At 58.1% G+C, this 527-nt stretch carries 1 pseudogene; it reads left to right on the top strand.

Annotated elements, in window-relative coordinates:
* Nucleotides 1-64: 64 nt before the first annotated feature.
* Nucleotides 65-527: pseudogene (locus tag DVH29_RS16135) on the top strand (transposase); the annotation flags it as partial.

Below are 527 nucleotides of genomic sequence, written 5' to 3'. Positions count from 1 at the left end.
TGACGTTGCCCCTTGGAGCTAATCCAGTTTGAAATAGACTCTGGCCCATCGAAAAGGACCAGAGATGAAGCGCAACAGGTTCAGCGAAGAACAGATTATCGGCATCCTCAAGGAGCATGAGGCGGGCGTACCGGTCGCCGATTTGTGCCGCACGCACGGCGTGAGCAGCGCCAGTATCTACAAATGGAAAGCCAAATACGGCGGCATGGATGTGAGCGAGGCCAAACGGCTGAAGTCGCTCGAGGACGAGAACGCCAAGCTCAAGAAGCTCTTGGCCGATGCCATGCTGGACAACTCCGCACTCAAGGATCTTCTCGGAAAAAAATGGTAGCGCCCGCCGCCAGGCGAAAGGCTGTCGTTTATCTCAGGGAAACCTTTGAGATGAGCGAGCGGCGGGCGTGCACAGTGCTGGGCTGTTGCCGCATGACCATGCGGTATCAGGGCAGCCGCGTGGATGACTTCGATCTGCGTGACCGGATGAAGGCGATTGCCCATGAGCGCCGGCGCTTTGGGTATCGGCGCCTGCA

The organism is Pelagibacterium lacus (assembly GCF_003345525.1).
GTDB lineage: Bacteria > Pseudomonadota > Alphaproteobacteria > Rhizobiales > Devosiaceae > Pelagibacterium > Pelagibacterium lacus.
Note: the sequence above shows the minus strand (reverse complement) of the source record. Positions and strands in the feature narration are given on the sequence as shown.